Below are 18,153 nucleotides of genomic sequence, written 5' to 3'. Positions count from 1 at the left end.
GCTATACCGGCTCCAAGTCAGCCAGCATCAGCTTCAAAAGGATGTCACGCATCAGCTCTCCCGTTTCCTTGTAAACAGGCGTGACGATGAAGCGGATTTTTCCGATATGGTACACATATTCTTCCGCAGCGGGCTTTTCAGTCATGGCGTCCTCCTTTCACAGATGCAAAACAAAATTATAGTTCTCCCTGTTGTCCATTGGGAAAGCAAACAGGCCAGCACTCTTGCCGGGTGCTGGCCTGCGGCTTATGACCTTGGGACGAAATGTCCCAAGGTGTTTTTGAAAGGTGGGAGCGCCGCACCCGCTCTTGTTGGCCTGTCATAAGACAGCTCATAATTCAATGCGGCGCTCCCTCACAGCGGACAGCGACGATCCGTGACGGAGCATCAACTACTTTGCTGCGGAGAGGTGAAAACTACCTCTCATATACCAAGGACAAAAATCGCGCAAATGGAGATACCTTTACAGAAATTTTTTCAAATATTTTCTCATGGTTGCCTTTCCGCTTTTGACGGAATGGCGGACGGCACTCTTGTCAACGCCCTGCTCCCGGGCAATCTGTCGGTAGCTCTTGCCGAGGATCAGATGCGCCTCTACCCGGATGCCCTGCACCTCCGGCAGAGAATTGAGGGCGTTCCACAGGTGGACGAACAGCTCCATACGATCCAGAAGCTCCTGCGGGGTCGGCTCATGCAGGCAGGCCGAGTATTCGATCCCATCGTCACAGTCGAGGGAATACTGCGCCTTATTGCGGGTCGTGCGCCGCTGATAGGCTGCCCCATACAGCTTGTCCGCCTTCAGCTCGGCGGCCACTTCGTCGGAAACTTCGATGTATTCATCATGGGTGTACCAAGCGTAAAAGTCCTTCAGATTGATGGTCGTCATTTGTATTTCCTCCATTCGGTTCATGTGTGAGTGGGTGAACAGAACGGAGGAACGGCGGGGATCGACAGCCGGGGCTGGCTGCTTTGGGACAAATTGTCCCAAGGTGCGGGCATATAAAAACGCCCGCACAGCATGACGCTATGCGGACGCATGAAATTACATTATCATAATTGTACTGATATATTGTACCTTCATAGCCAGACTGTCCCGGAGGGGGAGCTACGCTTTTTTTAGCTGGTGAAGGTCATGGGAATTGTGAGAAAGTAAGATGGACACGGTGGCACCCTCCTATGGGCCGCCGTGTCCTCTATCGTTTATCCAAAGAGAAGCGGCGGCTCTGAAAAATGAGCCGCCGCTTCTTGGGCGCATGAAAATGTATCTGCTGTACGACGGCTTTTTTTCTTTTGCCGTCGTGCGGCAGATTTCTATTGATACTTTTCTAAAAGTGCCGTTGCTTCTGCTTGTGACATTGTTCCTGCTTCAACTTCTGTATCGGTATATTCTTTAAGGGCATTGAACAGTTCTTCCTCCGTATCAAATGGGCCTATACTCTTGTAGGTATTCCCATCAAAGACGAATGTTTGATACTGCTCAGGCTGTGCGTTATCGGGCATAGAAAAGAACAACTGATCGTCACTTGAAGAAGCTCTTTTTCCTACCATTTTGCCCTCTAAAATAGATTTAAGGATTTCATCGTAATACTCAAGTGCTTCTGTCGCTTCTGCTTCTGTCCATTCTCCAGCATCGACCAACTTTTGAATATTTTCCGTTTCATTTTCAATCCATGCGGAAAATTCATCATAAGTGAAGTAGTCTGTTTCCTCGATGGGAGAATAGCTTTGCCATGTTTTGCCCTCGTCTGTACTCTGCTGAATATCTGCTCCGTCTTGCCTGAAAAGGACGGAGGATACCGGGGGCTGCGTTTCGATAAGTGTTTGGGTATCTGTTTCGTCATAGCCTTCATTAGCGAAAGCAGAGACACCACCGACGCATAAAGAAAAGCATAGCAGAACAATAATTCCAATTTTTTTCGCCATAGATTTTACCTCCTTCATTTTAGTAGTTGGCGTTTTACCTCCTTTCGCAGACATAGTACATCTTCTATGTTGGATGATTATAAAATCAATGTTGTGCCAATGTTGAACGAAAGAAGTCTCTGCTTTTCCTGTGGAAATCGGAAAGCAGAGACTTCTTTCAAAACTGTATTGTAAAACTCATGCCTCTATCGTTTGGCATGGGAACAAACTGATATTTCAAGCGCAATTTATCCAAGATCGTCTGGACAATGTATAGACCGAGCCCATTTCCCCCGGTTGCTTGGCTATGGGCTAAATCTGGACGATAAAATGGCTCAAATATGTGTTGTAGCTGTTCGGGTGGTAATACTCTACATTCGTTAGAAACTGATAGCTTATTTTTATCAAATACAACTGATATTGATTGTCCAGCCTCCGTATAGTTGACCGCATTTGAAAGGATATTCGATATTGCTTTTTTCAACTGGCCCTCTGGAAGATATACAAAAGCGTCACTTGAAAGCTCTATTTTGAACTTAACTCCCTTGGCTTCTGCAATTAAGCGATACGGTTCACACAGCTCTGTAAGGAGGGTTCTCAATGAAAAGTTGCTGCATGGCTCATTATTACCTTGTGTTTGCAAGCGTGAAGCATTAAGTATATCTCTAATCATATCCCCAAGCTGTTCAGTAATTTCTTTGCACTTTGGCAAATAGGTTTCATAATCACGGTATTCCCCAATGCCTAAAATCATATTTTCCAATGTCGCATTTAGCTCTGTGACAGGCGTTTTTAACTCATGGGACGCTGTTCGGAGAAAATCAATTTTCTCTTTTTCCGCAAGACTAACTTTTTCCTTTTCCAACTCCAGATTACGGATAGTCAAAAGCAAGGATTGATATAAATTGTTAATATCAGTAGCTAAAGCGCCAATTTCATCCGTTGACAATACAGCCGCTTTTGCGTCTGGCTCCAATTTCGACATTTGATTTGCGGATTTTGAGAGCGATAATATCGGAGTGGTTATGCCTCTTGAAAAAAAGTATGAAAACAATGCCGATATAGTGGCGCAACAAAGTATAGAAATCGGAAATGTTTTCAACATGGTTTGAGTAATGAGCCGGGGCATATCTACTTCTGACAAAGTGCTCGCCCCTGCATTTGTCACTAATATATTCGTGACAAGAACATTTTGGGCAGGCGCAATTAGGAAAATCAACAAGTGCGCTATAAAGGAAATTAAAAGCATCATTGCAAATGTAAATAAGAATATCTTTGGAAATAATTTTATCTTCTTCATATTGCTTGCCCCATCTCAAACTTATAGCCTATTCCTTTAACCGTTGTTATGCAATCCAAACGGAGCTTTTTGCGGATATTGCGAATATAGGCATCTATTGTACGGTCAATTACATCACAATCATACCCCCACACCTCATCCAAGATTTGATTGCGAGACAAAACTAACCCCTTATTGTCGATTAAGACTTTCAAGATTTCCAGCTCCTTTGGAGTAATGTCTATCTTGCCATTTTCATCACTTGCTGTATATCCAGAAAAATCAACGGTAATATCTCCAAGTTTAACCGTATTAACAGCAGGCTTGTTCTGGCTTCTGCGAAGTAACGCAGTAATCCGTTTCCCTAAAATGAGCATAGAAAAGGGCTTTGTTATATAATCGTCTGCCATTTCATCAAAACTGTTGGATTGTGTATATTCATCGTCAAGTGCAGTAAGCATTATTACAGGAATATTGCTGATTTTCCTGATTTCATGCAGAACAACGATACCCGACATTTCGGGAAGCATAATATCCAGAACAATTATATCCAGTTCTTTTTCACGGAATATTTTTAGTGCCTCACTACCAGTAAAAGCGGAAAAGAGTGTATGCCCTGCCTCTTTCATATATTCGCATATCGCCTTGTTTGTCCCTTGATTATCTTCAACAATCAAAATTTTCGCCATTAAGAACACCTCCCATATTTGAATAGAATACCAGCACTATGTTGTGCCAATATGAAGTCCCCAAGAAAAATTATATATTCTCCTTCGCACCCCCGCAAGTATGTGAATGGACAATAAAATACTACTAAAACATAAAATTGTGTTTCGTTCTCATAATCAAACCCGAAATGTAGAATAATATATGGGTGATATGAGAATGTACCAAGATGAAAGACGGCTCGACTTCCACGCATTAGGCCGGGAGATCAAGCGCAAAAGAGAAGCCAAAGGCTGGACACAGGAATACCTCGCGCAGCTCGTTGATCGTACACCTCGTTCCATTATGTATTTTGAAAATCGTGGTCAGCATCCGAGTTTGAATACCTTTTATAAAATAGTCACTCTGCTGGATATTTCCGTCGATCAATTCTTCTATCCTGACAAGCAGAACGAAGAAAGTGATTGCCGCCAGCACATTGACAGGATGCTAAACACAATGGACGAGAATGAATTGACGATCATGGAAGCCACCGCAGAGGGAATACAAAAAGCCAGAGAAACGGAGGGAGCGTAAGAAACGGCGCTGCCTCCGTTTTTCGTGGGGGTTCCGGGGAACGCACTAACGGCAAGCAGGGCAAGTGTAGCCACACTTGCTATTTTTGCATCCCGGCGGGCTGCAAAAACGCTTGTTGGGGAACCTCCCCAAACCCGGCTTTGGGACATTTTGTCCCAAAGTAATTTGTCTGCGTCACCGTGCGCTATCGCTCCTGTTCCTTTTTGCGCTGGCCGTCCGTGACACCAAGCAGATGGTCGATGTTTGCCTTGACCGCCACGGCCTGCCGCATTTCCTCCTGCGCCGAGCGGTACTCGGTATAGAGCGCCTTTTTCCGCGCCGCCAGTTGGCGGCGTTTTTCTTTTAGCTCTGCCATCTTAGTCAGCTTTTCACCGCCCAGCAGTTCTCCCATCGTGGCCTTGGCTGCCCGGTAGTCCGCCAACTCCGCTTCATGCTCGGCAAGGTATTTCCGGCTGTACTTGGCAGCCTTGTACCCGTCAAAGACGGGGCGGGTCTTGGCGTACCGCACCACGGCTCCCATCAGCTCGGAGGTTACGGACAGGTCAGCCTCCGTCCGCCGGAGTTGCTCGGTCAGCGCGTGAAAGCGGGAAACGGCGTCCTCGGCCTTTGCGGAGAGCTGGTCATATTCGGTGATGTTCTGCTCCTGCATGAATTGAAGTGCCGCTGCCATCTGTTTTAGGTTATAGAGCTTTGCCCACCGTGCATAGGCCGCACCTTTGCCGGAGCGCAGGTGCTCCTGTATATCCACGATCAGATTGACACGGCGAGGGGCGGCAGGCGCAGGAACAGGCTGCTCCGGGAGTGGGCGCTCCCCGGCGATGACGGCCTTGATGTCCTCGGGATCGTAGCCGTCCCCGAGGGTGGATGCCCGCAACCGGGTAGCCCGCTCCTGCCCCGGAACAAGAAAAGAGATCGTACCGCCGCGCCCACGCTTGACCATGAAGCCGGACGCCTCCATGAGCCGGAGAAAAGCGTCAAAGTCGGCGGGGCGTTTGGCAAGAGCTTCATTGATGGCAAGCCGTAGCTGCTCCTTGTACGAGGGCTGCCGTTCTGCTCCCAGCCATGCCCCGTAATGGAGAAAGCGCCCCTTGCTGTGCAGCTTGGGATTGGTAATGACGGACAGATCATTTTCAAGGCAAATACGGTCAGAGAGCCGCCGCACCGCACGGCCAGAGCCGATAAAGTCCCGGAACTTCCGGGTGCAGTCCAGCGAGGTCGAATTGTAATAAATGTGATTGTGGATGTGTGCCTTGTCTATGTGGGTGGCAACAAAAAAGGCATACTTCCCCTTTGTCCAGCGCATCGCCGTTTCATAGCCGATGCGGTTGGCCTCCTCCGGCGTGATCTCCCCGGGCTTGAATGACTGGCGGATCTGATAGCACAGCACATCGGCATCCCGCCGCTGCTCCCGGCCTGTGGCGGCTTTGTACTTTGCTTTGCTTAAAAGGAACTCGGCATCGGCAGTCATGTGGTCGCAGCCGTAGGATGAGATCAATTCGCCGCCCTCGGTCTTGTCCGGGTTTTGCCCATAGTCAAACCGCTCTTTCAAGGACTGCGTGATGGTTTCGCCCTTGCTGATTTTGTGCTTCTTGTAGTAGGTCGTGGCCATAGGCAGCCCTCCTTCCGATATGACAAACGGCGGCTGTGGTCAGCCGCCGTCGTTTCAGCTTTGGGACATTTTGTCCCAAAGTATCAGCCGATGATGAAGTCCCGCAGGGCAAACCTGGCCGAGTGTAGCTTGTCCACCAGCCACTCAGCGATGGCGGGAACGCCAAAGGGAGAAACGAGGAACGCAAGGACGAGGAACACAATCCCACCCACCGTCTGCCCGCCGATAAACAGGATCAGAGAGAGCAGCGTCAGCACGATGCAGCCCAGCTCACATACGGCGGATGCCACGCAGAACAGGAATGTGACCATAGCGGCCAGCAGGGACAGCGCCACCATCACGGGGGCGGCAAGGATTTTGAGAACGATCATAGCAGCTACCTCCATTAAAAAATCGGGTTGGTTTGTCCTTCTACCCATATTATACCGCTGGGGAAATAGGCACACAAGGATGTCGAGCTTTCACCGCTTTGGGACAAAATGTCCCGAAGTCGTGAAAGCCGGGGAACGGCGCAAGGCCGCTCCCCGACAGGTCATAGGCTCACCACAGCCGACAGCTTTTTCAGCAGCTCGGACAGCGGCTCCCAAAGGTCGGCATAGTCCTTTTGGAGCGACGCGATCTCCGAGGGATAGATACCATAGGTGTTGGCGTGGATCGCCACTTGGTTTAGATTGTTGGCACACCGCCGCTGCAAGGCCACCAGCTCCCGGATGTCCGAGAGGTCAACATGGAGGACATAGCCGTTGAGCGCCATTTTCCGCATATAGGCTCCCATGTTGGAGATCCCGGCCTCGGCCATGCGGTCAGCGATCAGCGCCTGCTCCTCCGGCGTCACCATCACATGAAGATGGACAGAGCGCCGCCGCTTTTTTGTCAACGCTCCTCACGCTCCCGGCTGCGGCGCTTGGGCGGGTGTTCCCGCACCTTATCCAGCGGCTTCTCCTCCGGGAGCGGCACAGGCAGATTGTTGATGATGCCGTCGATCATGTTCCCGTTCTGCTCCATAGAAAGCTCGGCGTTCTTGTTGGAATTGCGTTCCTGCTCCATAAATATCCTCCTATCTGTCGCCCCGGTCAGGGGCATTTTTCTTTGGGGCAGATTGCCCACGGTCAGCCTCGGCCTGTTTTATGGCGGTTTTCATCTGCTCCCGGATCGAACGGGGTCTGTCGGGATTGTCGGGCGCAGGCCGCAGCTCATAGTCAGACGCCTGCCGCTTGGTCAATGGCCGTGTGTAGGTCAAATGCCCCCACGCCAGAAACGACCCATTTTCAACCGGGACGCGCTGATCGTAGTTGACAATCTCATCCGGGGCGTTGCGGGGCGGCTTGGGGAATGTCCCAATGTCCACGGGACGCTGGGTGGAATAATACTTGTAAAGGCCGGGAGCCTCGCTCTGCTTGACACCGACATTGTAAAGGCGCTGGTACTCCTGCACCCGCGCTGCAAAGTCCTGCTCCAGAGCGGCACGGTCGCTGCCGTAATGCCCCCATTCATACTGCCGCTGGCCGTCCTTGTCATCATAGCAAGCCCATGTGACATAGGGCGAGGGCGCTGCGGGGTTATGCCCAAGCGCAAAACCCCTGCCGTTTTCCAGCATGACGGCCTTGATGATCTCATAGCCTTGGTTTTTGTCCATATAACCTCCTCACCGTGATACATCTTTCTCCGCCCGTTTCGCAAAGGGCTGGAGCTGATAGGGGCTTTTGCCTTCCTCCGGGCGCAGGAAGTCCAGCCTTGCGGCGGCACGGATGGCGTTCTGGTTGAGCTGCCGCTGCCATGCCCCTTGGCTGGGCGCCCACTTAAAGCCCTCACTTTTAAGCGCCTGCCGGGTGTCGGCATCCGGCTTATCCGCAAAAATGAGCTGCAAGCGGTTCTCCGCCTCATTGACCTTGGCCTCCCCACCGGGGAATGTCCAGCCCACAAACTCCGTCTTATGGCTCAGCTCCTCGATGCGCTGGCGCACACGGCGGATATTGGCGTTATTGTTGGTGAGCAGATAGGACGGAAACGGAACGGGGTCTTTGCGCCAGTCTTGGGACATAGACGCCTTGACCTTTTCCACCTGCTCCGCCGTCAGCTCGGGGCAGCCCTCCAGCGTCCTGTGCTTGCGGTAGTAGGCATTGACCGCCTTCATCATGGCCTGCTGAGACTCCATTCCCTCCAGCTTTTTTGTGAGCTTTTCCACGGCGAGGTCATCGTCAGCGCTGATACCGCCTCGGCCTGTGGAACGGATCTTGTCCAGCAGCTTTTCAATTTCGGCGTACTCGCCGTAGTTGCGATCCCGGGCGGCGTTCTGCTTGGCCTTTTTCGCCACGGGGAAATTGCCGCCCCCGGTGATCAGAATGGACGGCACACGGGCGTCAATGGCATTGCGCTCATTGAGGTTTTCCGCCAGCCTGCGGGCGTAGCGGTCAACAAGGGCGTCGATCTTATCATGGTACATGGGATCGACCTGCGCTTTCTGCTTCTCTGCCAGCGCATAGGCTTCATCCACCATCGTCCGGTAGCCCGCCGTGGCCGAGCCGGGAGCATAGTCGGAATAGCTGTTCATGTCCTTTGCCCGCTTTGCCGCCGCCTCGCTGATCTCATAATATTTAGGCATAATTCCTCCTTTCAGCCGGGACTTCGGGACAAAATGTCCCAAAGCCCCGGCGCTTGGATGTGGAAAGCATTTTTGTGAAAACGGGAGCGGACGGGAAAACATACCGACCACCCCAAAAGCGCCCCGGAAAAGCCTTGTAAATACAGGCATTTTCCGAGGCTGTTTTTCCACGCACTACCTCCGCTTGCGGCGCATATATGCCCGCTTCTGCTCCCGCAGGGCAGCCCCGGCACAGGCCGGGGAGCAGTACCGCTGCCGCCCGTCCGGGAGAAATGCCCTGCCGCATACCGGGCAAGGCCGGGTTTCTGTGATACGCTCCACGGTCAGCGACCTTTCCAGCACAGGATCAAGGGGCAGCACCGCCGAACGAAAATAGCGGCAATAAGCGCCCGTCCAGCACTTGCCCAGCATATAGCAGGGACAGTCCAGCGGCAGGCAGCCATAGTCTTTATCGTAGTTGGCGCACCATTTTGTCACCAGCTTACGGATCGCTGCCTTTTCCTGCCGGGTCAACTCACGGCTCATTTTTGCCCCCTGTCTTGGACTTGAGCTGTTCCCGGTAGCAGAACATACAGCCGATCCCGCGCCAGTAGGAGCAGCCGTCACAGCGGGAGCCTTTGGGCGGCAGGCTGGGCGGAACACCCTTGAAGTAGCTCTTTTCTTTCATAAAGTCCTCATAAGGACTGTTGGTAAATCTCATGCTTCATCCTCACTTTCCGTTTCGTCCTCGTCCTCCCAAGGCGGGGTATCGTCATAATCGTCGCCGTAGTCCTCCGCAGCATCGGCGGCCTGCTGCTTTTTAGGACGGTAGATCTTGAAATACCAGCCAGCCCCGCCGCCGATGACTGCTACGGCCAGCACCAGCAGGAGCGTTCCGCCGCTGTTCTTTGGCTGCTCCGGCTCGGGGTCAGGCTCCGGCTCTACCACAGGCACAGGTTCGGGAGCCTTGCCCTGACACTCACCCATGTTCACGGCGCAGACGGTACAATCCGTGTTGATGGCACCCACGGCGCATTTATCGGTGCAGGAACACTCCGGCACTTCGTCGCCCGCCGCCTGCATCGCCGCCAGCAGGTCGGCCTCGTCCACCATGTTCAGAAAGTAGGTCTGATACTGTTCGCCGTCCTCATCGGTGGGCTTGTCATAGTCAATGACGATGTAAAAGGTGCTGCCGCCGCTGGTCTGCACCGTGATGAACTGCTTGTTGGTGGCCTTATCGTAGAGCAAATCACGGGTCACAAGGTTGCCGTCCTCGGTGAAGCCCTCGCCGGGGTCAACGGTTTCCGTGGGCAGCGGCTCTGCCGGGTCAAGCCCACTCCATTCCTCACCGCCCCCGGCGTAGGCCGTGACCGCCATGCCGCACATCAAAACAGCGGCGCAAAGCGCCGCCGTCAGCTTCTTCATCCACTTGTTCATTCGCCGTCCTCCTTATCCGTATTGGACTTCGGGACATTCTGTCCCAAAGTACCGCCGTTCTTGATGGTCTGAAGCAGCACGGGCAGGTCGGTGAGCGAAACGCTCATGCCGCGCACGATCTCCACGATCTCGCTGTTCTCGGCCTCCAGCTTTTTCTGCTCCAGCTCCTTGAGCCGCGCCTGCTGCTCGTTGATCTTGGCCGTGACCTTTTCAATCTCAGCCTGAATTTTCGCGCTTTTGGAGATGGCCATAAAAACCTCCTGTCAAAATAGTTTTCCGTAGGCGTAGAAATGGGATTGCCAGTAACTGCTGTTCAGATTGGCGTACCCGATGGGATCGCCACAGTGGAGCATCCAGCCGTCGCCCACATAAATGCCTACATGGGAGATGCCGGGGGTATCGTATGTTCCCGTAAAGAACACCAGATCGCCGGGTTTGGGGCTGCTCGTCCGGGTGGAGATGTTGTATAGCCCCTGCGCCCCCAGCCGCCCAAAGCTCCAGCCGCATTGATTGTAGACATAGCTGACGAAGCCGGAACAGTCAAAGGATGTGGACGGGCTGCTGCCGCCCCACACATAGGGGAAGCCGATATATTTTTCAGCCTCCTTGAGAATGGCGGCAAAGGTCTCATCGGCAAGGTACGCCTCGGGAATGTCGTGCTCCACAGGCGGCGACGTGTATTTCTCCACATAGGGGGACGAGGGGAACAGGTCGGGCCGGTTGCCCAGCGTCGCCATGTAGAGGGCATACCGGGATAGCTGATCCTCACCCATGATGTAGATGGGCAGATGGGACAAATTGAAGTTTTCGAGGGTCACATAGCAGATGTAATAATCGTAATACACCCGGTAGGTGTCGCTGTGGGTGTTGCCGTCCTCGTCTGTCCAAGTGTCCGTCTCCAGATAATACCGCTGCTCCACCACCACATCCTCGGTCAGAATGTACTGGCGGTCAAAGAGCATTTGCAGCGTACCCTGTACCTCCTCCAGCGTCCATGCCCCCTCCCGGAGCGCCGTGAGAATGGAGATCAGCACATAGGGGTCGTGCTCGATGTCATCCAGATCGAAGTGGTACTCGTCGTAGTCATGGGTGCGCTGGTAGCTGTCCAGATAATCTTGCAGCTCGTCCTCCATGGCGCAGTAGGCGGCCTCGGCCCCCAGCATATCCGCATCCTCGGAGGGGTAGGTGCTGGCGGCGACGGCACCCACAAGGCCGTTGCCCACGGTGGTCATAGAGGAAAGGCAGGACTGGAGCGACAGCAGCAGGATCAGGCAGAGGGCAGCGGCCAGCAGCCCCACAGGATGTTCTTTCGCATACGCTACCACCTTCTCCGTCAGCTTGCCGGCGGAGCTGACGGCTTTTTCCGCTGTCTTGCCGCCCTGCTTCGCCGCCTCCCGCACCTGTTTTGCGTATTGGCGCTTGATCTTCTGCTTTTGCAGATACCGGGACAAAGCGCCGCCCTTCTGCATTTCCGGGTGTTCCTCCACGGTCTTGCGGTAGTAATAATCCGCCGTGGCCTTGGTATGCCTGCTTTCCGCCCGCCGGACCGCCCTGGCCGGGTGCTCTCGGACCTGCTTTTTGACAAAGCGCGTGCCATGCCGCAGTACCGTCTCACCGGCCAGCTCCGTGCGGTGCGCTCCCTCGGTGCCCACATTCTCATGCTCGACCTCGTAGATTTTTCCATGGACAAAGCCGTGAACGCCGCGTCCGGCCACACCCGCTACACGGCGCACTGGGCCTTTGGGCTTGAGCGGTTTTTGCTTCGCCAGTTTCTTCCGGGCGGCATCCAGCTTTTCACCACGGCGCTCCATCCGCAGCTTGGACTCCGCCGTTTTCTGCTGTTGGCTTTTCTGCCGGAATTTGGACTTCCGGGACTTCGGGACACTTTGTCCCGAAGTGGGGTTACTTGTCTGTTCGCTCATGGGCCATATCCTCCGGGCGGGTGGTCAACAGGTCGTAGATCTCTCCACGGGGGAAACGATCCACAAAGGGGATGGTCACAGAGCCATAGAACAGCAGGCCCTCGCCAGAATTGGAGTGGGTGATGTAGGAAAGCTGATGCTCGGAAATGCCGAGCTGCTTTGCCAAGATCGCACGGTCGCTCTGCGCCTGTGACAGCAGCACCATAAAATCGGTGTTGTCCAGAATGTTCTCGATCTCCCGGCTGGCCAGCAGGTCTTTCACATTCTGCGTCAGAGCCGAGGGGACGCAGCCCTTTTTGCGGAGCATTTTCCAGACCGCCACAAAGTAACTGGCCGTCAGCGGATCACGGAGCAGGATATGGAACTCGTCAAAGTAGCACCATGTCGCCACGCCCTCGGCATGGTTGGCGTTCACCGCCGCCGTGACAAATTCGTTGGTGGTGTGCATGGCGATCTTGCGGAGGTTTTCACCCAAGCCCTTTAGGACAATGCAGACCACACGGGAATTGAGGTCAACATTGGTGGGATGATTGAACAGGTTGAGTGAGCCGGTGCAGTAAAGCTCAAGCGCCGTCGCCACCCGCCGCGCCTCCGGCTCGGGCTGGCGCAGCAGCTCCTCATACAGATCTTGCAGCAGCGGCGTTTTCGCTGGTTCCAGTCCCAGCGCCATTTCCCGGTAGACCAGCCGCACACAGCGGTCAATGACGGTTTTCTCGATGGGCTGCAAGCCCTCCTTGCCGCCCACGATCAACTCACAAAGGGACAGCAGAAAATCCGCCTTCATGGAAAGCGGACTCTCCTCGTCGTTGATATTCATTTGCAAGTCCATAGGCGAAATGTGATGTGGGCTGTCCGGGGCAATCTCAATGACCTGTCCGCCCAGCCGCCGCACCAGCGGGGCGTATTCGCCCATCGGGTCAACCACGATGATCCTGTCCTTGGTGGTGAGGAATACATTGATCAGTTCGCGCTTAGCGGCAAAGCTCTTGCCGCTGCCCGTAGAGCCGAGGTACATCCCGTTGGCGGATTTCAGCTTTTTGCGGTCAGCCATAATGACATTGTTGGAAAGGGCGTTCATGCCGTAGTAGAGCGCCTGCCCGTCCATGCGAAGCTCCCGGGTCATAAAGGGAATGAAAATGGCCGTGGAGCTGGTGGTCATGCCGCGCTGGATCTCAATGCCGTTGTACCCCAGCACCAGCGAGGACACAAAGCCCTGCTCCTGCTGCCAGTCCAGACGGCGCAGAGCGCAGTTGTATTTCTGTGCGATGCCGCTCACCGTGAACACATCGTTTTCAAGCCGCTGCCGGGTGGGAGCGAGGTTTACCACCGTAAAGGTCAGCAGGAACATTCGCTCGTTGCGGCTTTGCAGGTCGGCCAGCAGCTCGGCGGCGTCCTTGGAAAAGGTGACGAGATCGGGCGGGAGAATGTCAGGGTCATATCCGGCGCGGGTAGCCTTGCGCTGCTCCTCCACTTTCATCTTGTCAATGTCGGAGATTTTACCCTTGACCGTTTTAATGGCCTTGACCTGATCCACCGTCTGAATGTGCATGGTGACAGTCAGCTCGGCGTCCAGCTCCAAAATCTCCGCCAGCAGCTTATCCGAAAGCTCCGACGCCATGATCTGCAAGTAGGACACCGCGCCCCACATCTGGCCGACACGGAAAGTACGGCTCTGCCGAAAGTCGAAACTGTCCGGGGCGATGTAGTCCTTTGTCCCCATGCCCGTCTTGGGAATGTCTTTCCACGCAAAGTGGAACGGCTCACGCCCGCCGGGGTGCATCTGCCCATGCAGCACCGCCAGCCGATCCCGGCCGTCCAGCGGGCGGGACTGGACGCCCAGCCGTTTCAGATTGCCCATGACATCCGCCTCCACGCGCCCCAGCCGTGGACGCGCCTCCGTCGCACCCTCGGCAGGCAGGCCAAAGGTGATGTACTTGTACCGCTCAATGCCGTTGTTGCTCTTGGCAATCTGGCCTTTGAGCATTTCCACATACTCACCCCGGATGCTGTTGAAGTCATCCTCCTGCGCCGGGATATTCACCTTGTAGCGGTTGGCGTTCCGGCTGCGGCGGTTGACAAAGGAAAGCTGGAACGGCAGAGAGCTGTCAAAATAATTCAGGCACGCGCTCCACCCGCTGATAATGGCAGTCTGATCCTCCGTGGACGCCACGGCATAATTGATGTCCTCATATTCCAGCGTCTTTGTGTAAAGCCCGCCGGGGAGTTGGCAGATGCCGTCCGGGTGCATGGCGATATAGGGAATGGTCTGCTGGGCGGACAGCGCCCGGTGCTTATTTTCGTTTTTCTGCTTTTTTGCTTTGCTCAATAGGCTCCTCCTTTCGCACAAATGGGGCGTAGATATTTTCCGTTCGGTACGGGCGGATGCCGGGGCGGGTAAACTTGACCCGGACGATGTTGCGGATCACCTTTTCAAAGGGTAGACCGTCCTTTTCGTACATCGCCAGCAGGAACGCCGGGAGCATGATCGCCAGCATAGCGAACAGCGCCCCGGTGTTGCCGATGGCCTGCCGGGTCAAAAGGTAGGTGGGAATTCCCACCGCCGCCCCGATACCAAAACAAATGAGCTGCCGCTTGGTGAGGTTGAACGCGATTTTTATCTTGATTTTGGAAAGGTCGTTCGGGACATTCACATAGGGCATCGGTCTGTCACCTCCAGTTTGGGACAACTTGTCCCAAAGTCCGGGATCGTCGGCTCTACCTCGTTGCCCCACACATCCCAGCCGGGAGAGGTCTGCCGTGCGAACAGCTCCACACGGGGCAGGTTGCCCATGAGGGCAACGATCTTGTCACGGGTTTCGTCCGGCTTTTTGCTGTGGGCTTCGATGGGCGAAATGATAAACTGGTGAATGTCGGCGGCCTGCCGCTTGGGGTGTCCCTTGGTTGCCAGCAGGCAGATCTCGGCGTTCGCCCTCGTCCAGAAGCCCAGCCCATAAAACCAGCTATCCGCCTTTTTGTTCTTTTTGAGCCAGACAAAAGCGACACTTTTATAGGTGAAGCCCCACGCACGGATCAGCCGCAGAGCCTCCGGGAGCTGGGCCCACATGAAAAGGGCGCTGTCCTTGGCCGCAAGCTCGGCCACAGGCAGCGCACACAATTCATCAATGCTCATGGTGGGGTAGTGATTTTCCGCCGCGCCCTGCACTTTCTTTGCCGAGTAGCGCCACGGCGGGTCGGCGTAAATGATAGGGTACTTTTCGATAGCTATTCTCCTTTCTTGCCCCCGGCCACGACCAGCCGCGCCTGCTCAATGCGCTGGGCGGCGATGGTGTAGATGGAGGGGGCATTTTCAAAGCAGATGAAGCGGCGGCCTGTGTTCATGGCGGCAACGGCAGTCGTGCCGCTGCCCGCGCAGATGTCCGCCACCACCGCTCCTTCGTTGGTGTAGGTCTTGATGAAATACTCGCACAGCTCCACGGGCTTTTGCGTGGGATGGATGCCGCCCATCACCGTCGGCACGAACAGCACATTTCCCGGATAACGCCGCCCATCGCTGGACTCTGAGCCTGTCCGTTCAAACTTGCCGTAGTTGGTACTGCACCCGCTGCGGGGATTGGTCTTGCGGTACGGCTCCCCATAGGTGAATTGCGGATGGTACACCGGGGACTTCTGATAGAACACCAGAACGTTCTCGGACTTTTTCAGCGGCGCACGGTTGGCATTGAGAAATCCTGTTGCCCGGGACTTGTACCATACCCACTCATAGCGGAGCATGGCGAGGTTGGACGCACCCAGCACCTTGTCAAAGGGGCATTGAGCAAAAAACAGGATGGCTCCGTTGGGCTTCACCGCCCAGCGCACCGCCTCCCACAGCTCCGGGAGCGGCAGCGGCACATCCCAAAAGTTCCGGGTCGTGCCGTAGGGCGGATCGGTCAAGAGCATATCCACGCTATGCTTCGGCAAAGAGCGCAAGCCCTCGATCCCGTCCATGAGGTGCAGCGCATCCAGCTTTGGGACATTTTGTCCCAAGGTCATATTCATCCCTCCTTAATGTGCGCTGAACACGCTGCGGGCGATGGAGCCAGTCTTGAACAGGCAGAAGCAAAGCAGCACGGAATAGCCCATGCAGCCCCATATCGCGCCGATGGGGTCGCCGCTTGTAGAAATGCCCTGTATCAGCACCGCATAGATGGCAACGCAGACGAGAATGAGTAATCCTTGAAAGCCCACGGCAAACAGGGACTTCAAATAGTTCTGCCCGGTATTGCCAAGCTCCCGGTTGGAGAGCGTGGCAACGGGGATGGGGGCTAAGCTGGTCAGCAGGTATATTTCGATCATGCGGCCATAGACGATCACGAAGATCACAATATTGATTGCCCACATGGTCACATGAATGAGCAGGGATTGCAGCCACAGCCCCAGCAGAGAGCCAAGCCCCAGCGTTTCCAGCGTGGCCTCCAAGTCGGCAAGCATGGCCTCTGAAATGTCCGTTGATCCCTGCACGATCCCGGCTGCCCGGGCGATGACGCTTTGGGACACATCGAACACGGCCATGACGATATTGAAAGTGTTGGACAAAATCAAAATGGCGCAGGCCGTTTTGAATATCCACTTGAAGAAGATCCAGTAGTCCAGATCATGCAGGTTGTTCTTCTCGATAATGAGCTGGATCAGCTCATAGGTGGCAACAAAGGTGAGGATCAGACCGGCAATCGGCAGTATCACCGTTTCAGAAAGCTGCCGGATCAGGGAGAACACCCCGGCGTTCCACGCCGCCGGGGTGGTTCCCACTTGCACCGCAATCTCTCCGACACGGGAATTGACCGTATCAAAAAGCCCTGTGAGGTTGCCCATGATCCCCTCAATCAGCAGCTCTTTTAGCCAGTCTGTCAGCCAGTCGGTGAGAAATCCCATGCCTTACGCCCTTAAAACAGGGTGGACAGCAGAGGGATCAGGGTCGTACCCAGCACGATGATGCCGCCGCCCGCCATGAGCTGTTTTATCCCCAATTAGGTGTAAAACTCTGCTCGATGGCGGGCGGCGGCGTACAAAAAATCTATATGGTGTTTTTAAGAGAACCGTCCCGGCGGGACAGGTCAGGCAGTGACCTGTTCCACCTCCGGGATGGGTTTGAGATTAAAATGAATTTCGATAGAAATGTGTCTTGTTTTATCTTCGTCAATGCGTTCATGCACGACGATTTCTTTGATTAAGCGGTTGAGGGTGGCTGCGTCCAACTCTGTGATGTTGGCATATTCCTGAATGGCTTCCACCCATTGTTTTGCGTCATTGGCAAGCTGAACTTCATCGGACAGCCGCTTTCTGCCCTCGGACACTTTTGCTTTAAGCTCCGTCTGCTCGGTCTGTGTCTTTTCCAACATGGTGTTGAAATTCTGTTCACTGATACGCCCTGCAATCATATCCTCATACAGCCGCATGACCATTTTGTCCAGAACCTCAATCCGTTCCTCATCCCTTGTAAGGGAGCGTTCCATTGCTTCCCGCTGTTCCCTCTGCTCGGCTTCGCAGGTATTGGTCAGGCGGTCGGCAACCGCTTCCCCGTCCATCAGGGCGGCTCTGGCACATTCACGGATTTTCCGCAGCACATGGCTGTAAAGGGTGTCATAATCAATCCGGTGCTGGGTGCAGTGGTTCTTTCCAAAGGCATTGTAGGTTTTGCAGGAGTAAATCTGCTGGGGATGTTTTGCGTTTGTGTAGCGTATCGTCAGTGACTTACCACACTCGCCGCATTTTATCAGTCCGGCAAACAGGCTGATTTCATTGGTCTGCCCTGGACGCTGGCGGGATTTCAGCTTGTTCTGCACAATGTCAAAGCTCATGCGGTCAATCAGCGGTTCATGCTGTCCCTCCACCACAATCCAATCCTCCGGCTTCTTTTCTCCAATCGTGCCGATTTTGAAACGGTAGTCTTTTTTCTGGGAAGCAATCGCCCCGGTGTAGACGGGATTCATCAAGAGGTCTTTGATAACGGAGAAGTCCCACATATACCGTCCGTTTTCCGGGTCTTTCTTTTCCCATTTGGTGCGGGTATTGCGAAGCCCCCGTTCCCGGTTCCACCATGTGGGGCAGGGGATTTTTTCTTTCTCCAGCCGTCTGCGGATATAGTTCGGACCATGACCGTTTAGGGCATATCCGAAAATCAGCCGCACAATCGGGGCGGTTTCCTCGTCAATGAGCAGATGGTTTTTGTCCTCCGGGTCTT

At 54.3% G+C, this 18,153-nt stretch carries 24 protein-coding genes; 1 reads left to right on the top strand and 23 read right to left on the bottom strand.

What is annotated here, in order from left to right; all coding sequences use genetic code 11:
* Position 1: 1 nt before the first annotated feature.
* From H8S55_RS06745 to H8S55_RS06725, 5 genes are all read right to left on the bottom strand, one after another.
* Positions 2-145 carry a hypothetical protein gene (locus H8S55_RS06745; protein ID WP_165860255.1) on the bottom strand — a complete coding sequence of 48 codons (144 nt, stop codon included), beginning with the start codon at positions 143-145 and terminating at the stop codon, positions 2-4.
* A 318-nt stretch (positions 146-463) separates the two neighbouring features.
* Positions 464-886: an RNA polymerase sigma factor gene (locus H8S55_RS06740; RefSeq protein ID WP_186878338.1), complete on the bottom strand. Its 423-nt coding sequence runs from the start codon at positions 884-886 to the stop codon at positions 464-466.
* Positions 887-1,311: 425 nt separating this feature from the next.
* A complete protein-coding gene (locus H8S55_RS06735) occupies positions 1,312-1,923 on the bottom strand; it encodes a hypothetical protein (RefSeq protein WP_186878337.1) in 612 nt (203 codons plus the stop codon).
* Between the two features lie 157 nt (positions 1,924-2,080).
* Positions 2,081-3,202: a sensor histidine kinase gene (locus H8S55_RS06730; protein WP_186878336.1), complete on the bottom strand. Its 1,122-nt coding sequence runs from the start codon at positions 3,200-3,202 to the stop codon at positions 2,081-2,083.
* The gene (locus H8S55_RS06725; protein ID WP_117473813.1) at positions 3,199-3,870 is read right to left on the bottom strand and encodes a response regulator transcription factor; all 672 of its coding nucleotides are present in this window, start codon (positions 3,868-3,870) and stop codon (positions 3,199-3,201) included. Before H8S55_RS06725 ends, H8S55_RS06730 begins: the two co-directional genes overlap by 4 nt.
* Before the next feature lie 190 nt (positions 3,871-4,060).
* Here H8S55_RS06725 and H8S55_RS06720 point away from each other — a divergent pair, with 190 nt between their 5' ends.
* On the top strand, positions 4,061-4,423 hold the full coding sequence (locus tag H8S55_RS06720) for a helix-turn-helix domain-containing protein (protein WP_343285070.1): 363 nt from the start codon (positions 4,061-4,063) through the stop codon (positions 4,421-4,423).
* Between the two features lie 184 nt (positions 4,424-4,607).
* On the opposite strand, the gene H8S55_RS06715 is transcribed toward H8S55_RS06720, so the two are convergent.
* From H8S55_RS06715 to H8S55_RS06630, 18 genes are all read right to left on the bottom strand, one after another.
* The gene (locus tag H8S55_RS06715; RefSeq protein ID WP_436233153.1) at positions 4,608-5,972 is read right to left on the bottom strand and encodes a relaxase/mobilization nuclease domain-containing protein; all 1,365 of its coding nucleotides are present in this window, start codon (positions 5,970-5,972) and stop codon (positions 4,608-4,610) included.
* Positions 5,973-6,115: 143 nt separating this feature from the next.
* Positions 6,116-6,403: a CD1845 family protein gene (locus H8S55_RS06710; RefSeq protein WP_186878334.1), complete on the bottom strand. Its 288-nt coding sequence runs from the start codon at positions 6,401-6,403 to the stop codon at positions 6,116-6,118.
* 161 nt (positions 6,404-6,564) lie between these two features.
* Positions 6,565-6,909 (bottom strand): plasmid mobilization protein, encoded by a 345-nt coding sequence (locus H8S55_RS06705; RefSeq protein WP_186878333.1) that lies wholly within the window; start codon positions 6,907-6,909, stop codon positions 6,565-6,567.
* Positions 6,906-7,079, bottom strand: a complete 174-nt coding sequence (locus tag H8S55_RS06700) for a DUF4316 domain-containing protein (RefSeq protein ID WP_186878332.1) — start codon at positions 7,077-7,079, stop codon at positions 6,906-6,908. Before H8S55_RS06700 ends, H8S55_RS06705 begins: the two co-directional genes overlap by 4 nt.
* Before the next feature lie 10 nt (positions 7,080-7,089).
* Positions 7,090-7,668: a defense against restriction DarA-related protein gene (locus tag H8S55_RS06695; RefSeq protein WP_186878331.1), complete on the bottom strand. Its 579-nt coding sequence runs from the start codon at positions 7,666-7,668 to the stop codon at positions 7,090-7,092.
* A gap of 9 nt (positions 7,669-7,677) precedes the next feature.
* Positions 7,678-8,634, bottom strand: coding sequence for a DUF8626 domain-containing protein (locus tag H8S55_RS06690; protein WP_186878330.1), 957 nt, complete (start codon positions 8,632-8,634; stop codon positions 7,678-7,680).
* Positions 8,635-8,808: 174 nt separating this feature from the next.
* Positions 8,809-9,159, bottom strand: a complete 351-nt coding sequence (locus tag H8S55_RS06685; RefSeq protein WP_186878329.1) for a cysteine-rich VLP domain-containing protein — start codon at positions 9,157-9,159, stop codon at positions 8,809-8,811.
* Entirely contained in the window at positions 9,149-9,334 is a 186-nt protein-coding gene (locus H8S55_RS06680; RefSeq protein WP_186878328.1) for a hypothetical protein, read from the bottom strand. The genes H8S55_RS06685 and H8S55_RS06680 overlap by 11 nt, the downstream gene beginning before the upstream one ends.
* Positions 9,331-10,050, bottom strand: coding sequence for a DUF4366 domain-containing protein (locus H8S55_RS06675; protein ID WP_186878327.1), 720 nt, complete (start codon positions 10,048-10,050; stop codon positions 9,331-9,333). The genes H8S55_RS06680 and H8S55_RS06675 overlap by 4 nt, the downstream gene beginning before the upstream one ends.
* A complete protein-coding gene (locus H8S55_RS06670) occupies positions 10,047-10,301 on the bottom strand; it encodes a DUF4315 family protein (RefSeq protein WP_186878326.1) in 255 nt (84 codons plus the stop codon). The genes H8S55_RS06675 and H8S55_RS06670 overlap by 4 nt, the downstream gene beginning before the upstream one ends.
* Positions 10,302-10,313: 12 nt before the next feature.
* Positions 10,314-11,972, bottom strand: a complete 1,659-nt coding sequence (locus H8S55_RS06665; RefSeq protein WP_186878325.1) for a C40 family peptidase — start codon at positions 11,970-11,972, stop codon at positions 10,314-10,316.
* A complete protein-coding gene (locus tag H8S55_RS06660) occupies positions 11,953-14,298 on the bottom strand; it encodes a VirB4-like conjugal transfer ATPase, CD1110 family (protein ID WP_366467516.1) in 2,346 nt (781 codons plus the stop codon). The genes H8S55_RS06665 and H8S55_RS06660 overlap by 20 nt, the downstream gene beginning before the upstream one ends.
* The gene (locus tag H8S55_RS06655; RefSeq protein WP_186878324.1) at positions 14,264-14,632 is read right to left on the bottom strand and encodes a PrgI family protein; all 369 of its coding nucleotides are present in this window, start codon (positions 14,630-14,632) and stop codon (positions 14,264-14,266) included. Before H8S55_RS06655 ends, H8S55_RS06660 begins: the two co-directional genes overlap by 35 nt.
* On the bottom strand, positions 14,620-15,198 hold the full coding sequence (locus H8S55_RS06650) for an MT-A70 family methyltransferase (protein ID WP_436233152.1): 579 nt from the start codon (positions 15,196-15,198) through the stop codon (positions 14,620-14,622). The genes H8S55_RS06655 and H8S55_RS06650 overlap by 13 nt, the downstream gene beginning before the upstream one ends.
* Positions 15,195-15,965, bottom strand: coding sequence for a DNA-methyltransferase (locus tag H8S55_RS06645; protein WP_186878323.1), 771 nt, complete (start codon positions 15,963-15,965; stop codon positions 15,195-15,197). Before H8S55_RS06645 ends, H8S55_RS06650 begins: the two co-directional genes overlap by 4 nt.
* A gap of 12 nt (positions 15,966-15,977) precedes the next feature.
* Positions 15,978-16,844: a VirB6/TrbL-like conjugal transfer protein, CD1112 family gene (locus H8S55_RS06640; protein ID WP_186878322.1), complete on the bottom strand. Its 867-nt coding sequence runs from the start codon at positions 16,842-16,844 to the stop codon at positions 15,978-15,980.
* An 11-nt stretch (positions 16,845-16,855) separates the two neighbouring features.
* Positions 16,856-16,921, bottom strand: coding sequence for a Maff2 family mobile element protein (locus H8S55_RS06635; protein ID WP_426771892.1), 66 nt, complete (start codon positions 16,919-16,921; stop codon positions 16,856-16,858).
* Positions 16,922-17,026: 105 nt separating this feature from the next.
* Positions 17,027-18,153 (bottom strand): recombinase family protein (locus tag H8S55_RS06630; RefSeq protein ID WP_186878321.1); only part of this gene is annotated, 1,127 nt, incomplete at its 5' end.

Source organism: Flintibacter faecis (assembly GCF_014287875.1).
GTDB lineage: Bacteria > Bacillota > Clostridia > Oscillospirales > Oscillospiraceae > Lawsonibacter > Lawsonibacter faecis_A.
The sequence above is the reverse complement of the archived record's forward strand: the minus strand, read 5'-3'. Positions and strand labels throughout refer to the sequence as shown.